Here is a 3964-nt window from a genome sequence, read left to right on the forward strand (position 1 = left end):
GCGCTCGGGAGCGCGCTGGGGGGGCTGGTGGGCATCCCCGTGGTGGCGGTGCCCACGTCGGTGGGCTACGGCGCGAACCTGAAGGGCATCTCCGCGCTGCTCGCGATGGTGAACTCGTGCGCCGCGAACGTGGCCACGGTGAACATCGACAATGGCTTCGGCGGCGGCTTCTACGCGGCCCTGATTTCGCGCACGAAGGGACGGCGCTGAGCCATGCGACGCATCCTCTACCTGGAGCCCGTGGGCGGCATCGCCGGGGACATGTTCCTGGCGGCCGGCATCGACCTGGGCGTGTCACCCGACGCGCTCACCCAGGCGCTCTCCGGCCTCAACGTGCCGGGCTGGAAGCTGGCGGTGTCGCGCGCGGTGCGCCACGCCATCAGCGGCACGCACCTGGACGTGGTGCTGGACGCGAAGGAGGCACACCCGCACCGCGCCTACGCGGACATCCGCCAGCTCATCGAAGCGGCCACCACGCTGCCGGAGCGCGCGAAGACGCGGGCCCTGGCGGTGTTCCGCGCCATCGGTGAGGCCGAGGCGAAGGTGCACGGCGTCTCCATCGACGCCATCCACTTCCACGAGGTGGGCGCGGTGGACTCCATCGTGGACATCTGCGGCGCGGCGGTGGTGCTGGAGCTGCTGGGGGACCCGGAAGTGCACGCCGCGCCGCCACCCCTGGGCAGCGGCACCATCCGCGTGGCCCACGGGCAGATGCCCATCCCCGTGCCCGCGACGCTGGAGCTGCTGCGCGACGTGCCCGTGCGCTTCGAGGGCGTGGGCGAGCTGACGACGCCCACGGGCGCGGCGCTCCTCAAGGTGCTGACGAAGATTGGCCACCCGCCGGACTTCATCGTGGAGAAGGTGGGCTACGGCGTGGGGACGAAGGACTTCCGCGACCGGCCCAACGTGCTGCGCGCGTCGCTGGGCCGCGTGGAGGCGCACGCCACCGAGGGGCTGTGGGTGGTGGAGGCGAACCTGGATGACGCCACGCCGCAGCTCCTGGGCCACCTGGTGGAGCGGCTGCTGGAGGTGGGCGCGAAGGATGCGTGGGTGGCCCCGGTGGTGATGAAGAAGGGGCGGCCGGCGCACCTCCTGGGCGCGCTGGTGGAGGGCGGGCTGCGCGAAGCGGTGGTGGACACGGTGCTGCGCGAGTCCACGTCGCTGGGCGTGCGCTACCACCGGGTGGAGCGCCACGCGCTGGAGCGCGACTGGGTGGACGTGGAGACGCCGTGGGGGAGGGTCCGCGTGAAGCGGGGCCTGCGCGACGGCCGGGTGCTCAACGCGCACCCGGAGTTCGACGACTGCGTCCGCGTGGCCCAGGCCGCCGGCGTGCCGGTGAAGCAGGTGATGGCCGCCGCGCTGGCGGCCCTCACGCCCTGAGCTTCGGCGGCGGCTTGGGGGAGCCGCTCAGGACTTCGGGGGCTCGGCCAGGGTGATGATGCCGAAGCCGGCGCCGCCGGGGTCGGCGACGATGCTGATGCGACCGTAGGGCGAGTCGAACGGCGCCATGAGCACCTTGCCACCCAGCCGGGCGACGGTGGCCGCGGCCTCGTCGGTGTTCCGCACGGAGAAGGTGGTCATGCAGTGCGCCGGCACGTCGGCGGGCACCTGTGCGGTCAGCTGCATCACGCCGCACACCGGCCCGGCCCCGGGCTTGTTGAGGACCCAGTAGTCCATGGCCTCACCGGGCATCTTCTCGGCGGTGAGCCCGAAGAGGGCGCAGAAGAAGTCCTGGGCCTTCGCGCCGTCGCGCGTCTTCACCTCGTGCCACGCCATGCTGCCGGGCTCGTTCACCAGGCCGGAGCCCGGGAAGTCCTTCGGCTGCCACAGCCCGAAGGACGCCCCGGTGGGGTCCTGACAGAAGGCCATGCGTCCCGCGTCCATGACGTCCATGGGGGCCATCAGCTCCCGGCCGCCCAGCTCCTTCACGCGGGCCAGGGCGCGGTCCACGCTCTCCACGCTGAAGTAGAGGTTCCACGTCGGCGGGAAGGGCGCGTCCTTGGAGCGCTGCATCAGCGCCGCCACGTCGTGGCCCTGCTTGCGGGCCATCGTGTAGTAGCCCGTTTCCTCCGTCCCCACCTCGTACGTCCAGCCGAACAGCTCCCCGTAGAAGGCCTGGGCCTTCTCCCGGTCCCAGGCCATCAGGTCCACCCAGCACACCGTGCCGGCGTCGTGCTTCGTCATCGTGGGCATGCGTCCGCTCCTCTGGAAGAGAACCCGAAGGTGCTCGGGCGGCGCGGACCCTAACAGGGCCCCGAGGGTCCACTGTACGGATTTTCAGTGCCGTGCCGCGTCAGTGCAGCGGCTGACGCAGGAGCCCCTGCGCGAAGGCATCCGTGTTGCCGGCCACCACGCAGACGGGCAGCCCCTCCACCACGCCGCAGCGCGCGCCCGCGTTGAGGAAGGGGCGCAGGTGTTCCGGCAGCACCACGTAGGCGGTGGCCGCGTCCAGCCCATCCCGGGGTAGGCGCGCGTGGCACTCCGTCTCCAGCGCCTGCGGCGTGCGGGACGCGTAGCCGCTGTTGAAGGTGAGCTTCAGCCGGTACGCCTGATACGCCAGCGCGTTCACCAGCGGCTCGTCGTAGCGGCACACCCACTGCGCATGCGGCGGGAAGAGGGCCAGGTGCTGGTAGGGGCCCTGGAGCGCGGCCCACTCGGGGGCTTGCAGGCGCTGGAAGTGCACGGGCTTGAAGAGGGCGCTCTTGTCCTCGCGGACGTCGTACGCCTGCGCCGCCAGCGCCACCGCCAGCGCGACCCCGGCCACGGCGGGGACGGCGCGCCACAGGCGCACCACCGTCAGCACCGCGCCCGCGACGAGCAGGTAGTGCAGCGGCCACACGAAGCGGCCAGAGGCGCGGAACGCGTTCGTCGCCTTCGCGAGCGGCGCGTACAGCGCGCCCAGGTCCGCCACCGGCTGCCCCAGCCACGTCACGCGCGAGGACAGCGCGTAGATGCCCAGCAGCACCACCACGACCGTCGCGGGCAGGACGCGGCGCCAGTCCAGCGTGCGTGCCTCACGCGGGCGCACGAGCACGCTCAAGCCCGCGAGCCCGAGCAGCAACAGCGCGCCCGCGCCCAGGTAGCCGAAGCCCTCACCCTGACGGGGCCCCGCGGGCAGGTCCGGCAAGAGGCGCGACCAGCCCAGCGGGTTCACCAGCGTGGCCAGGTCCGCGGAGAAGTCGCCGAAGCCCTCCGCGCCCAGCCCCTGTCCGCCGAAGTAGCCGAAGCCAGCGAACAGCAGCACGTCCAGCGCGATGATGCCCCCGCACGCGCCAGCGACGCGCGCGAGGCCGAGTTTCCGGCTCCAGACGAGCCGCGCCCCGAGCGCCAGCGTCAGCGGCACCAGCATGGCCACCCAGTACGGGTGCGTGCCCGCGGCGATGGCGTTGAAGAGGGCCGCGAGCCCCAGGCTCCGCGTCGCGGTGCGTGCGTCCGGCGTGTCGCGCAGGTTAAGCCACAGCAGGGCCACCAGCAGCCAGTGCGCGCACAGCGTGGGGTGGCTGAAGCGCGCCGCCATCACCGGCGACAGCGCCAGCAGCGCGCCGCCCAGCGCCACCGGCACCGCGCGCGGGGACACCGTCTCCACCAGCCGCGCGCCGAAGTACCCCATCAGCGCGTAGCACAGGCCCAGCCACGGCCCGGTGTACTGGAAGTCCACGGGCAGCAGCGCGGAGAAGGGCTTGAGCAGGACGGCCACCCACGGGTTGCCGTCGGTGAGCGCCACCGACGTGCCGTAGGGGAAGAAGTGGTTGGGCGCCGCGCCCAGCGGCCACTGCCAGTCCGCGTTGCGGAAGAAGAGCCAGCCGAAGATGTGCGCGGCCCAGTCCTCGCGCATCATCCAGTCGATGCGCGTGGGCGGCAGCACCGCCCCGCCGCCCAGCCACAGGAACCAGCCCAGGCCTCCCAGCACCGCCAGCGCGCGCGCCACGATGAGGGAGCGCGGGGGGGAGGCGCGGGGCATGGG

3 protein-coding genes and 1 pseudogene are annotated in these 3964 nt (G+C 72.8%); 2 read left to right on the top strand and 2 right to left on the bottom strand.

The features are described 5' to 3' along the window. Together D7V93_RS39685 and larC are read left to right on the top strand one after the other, a co-directional pair. Positions 1-210, top strand: a pseudogene (locus D7V93_RS39685) (nickel pincer cofactor biosynthesis protein LarB); the annotation flags it as partial. 3 nt (positions 211-213) lie between these two features. Next, complete coding sequence (gene larC, locus D7V93_RS39690) at positions 214-1380, top strand: nickel pincer cofactor biosynthesis protein LarC (protein WP_120648231.1); 1167 nt, start codon at positions 214-216, stop codon at positions 1378-1380. A gap of 27 nt (positions 1381-1407) precedes the next feature. Here the strand turns inward: larC and D7V93_RS39695 are convergent, their stop codons facing one another. Continuing rightward, positions 1408-2193 carry a VOC family protein gene (locus D7V93_RS39695; RefSeq protein WP_120648232.1) on the bottom strand — a complete coding sequence of 262 codons (786 nt, stop codon included), beginning with the start codon at positions 2191-2193 and terminating at the stop codon, positions 1408-1410. 100 nt (positions 2194-2293) lie between these two features. After that, positions 2294-3964, bottom strand: a 1671-nt coding sequence (locus tag D7V93_RS39700; RefSeq protein ID WP_372338413.1) for a DUF6311 domain-containing protein, incomplete at its 5' end; no start/stop codon positions are given.

It is taken from the genome of Corallococcus llansteffanensis (assembly GCF_003612055.1).
Classification (GTDB): Bacteria; Myxococcota; Myxococcia; order Myxococcales; family Myxococcaceae; genus Corallococcus; species Corallococcus llansteffanensis.

What these genes read in the sequence shown, in the direction of transcription:
- D7V93_RS39695 (WP_120648232.1), bottom strand. Translation starts at nt 2,193, where the DNA reads ATGCCCACGATGACGAAGCACGACGCCGGCACGGTGTGCTGGGTGGAC.
- larC (WP_120648231.1), top strand. Translation starts at nt 214, where the DNA reads ATGCGACGCATCCTCTACCTGGAGCCCGTGGGCGGCATCGCCGGGGAC.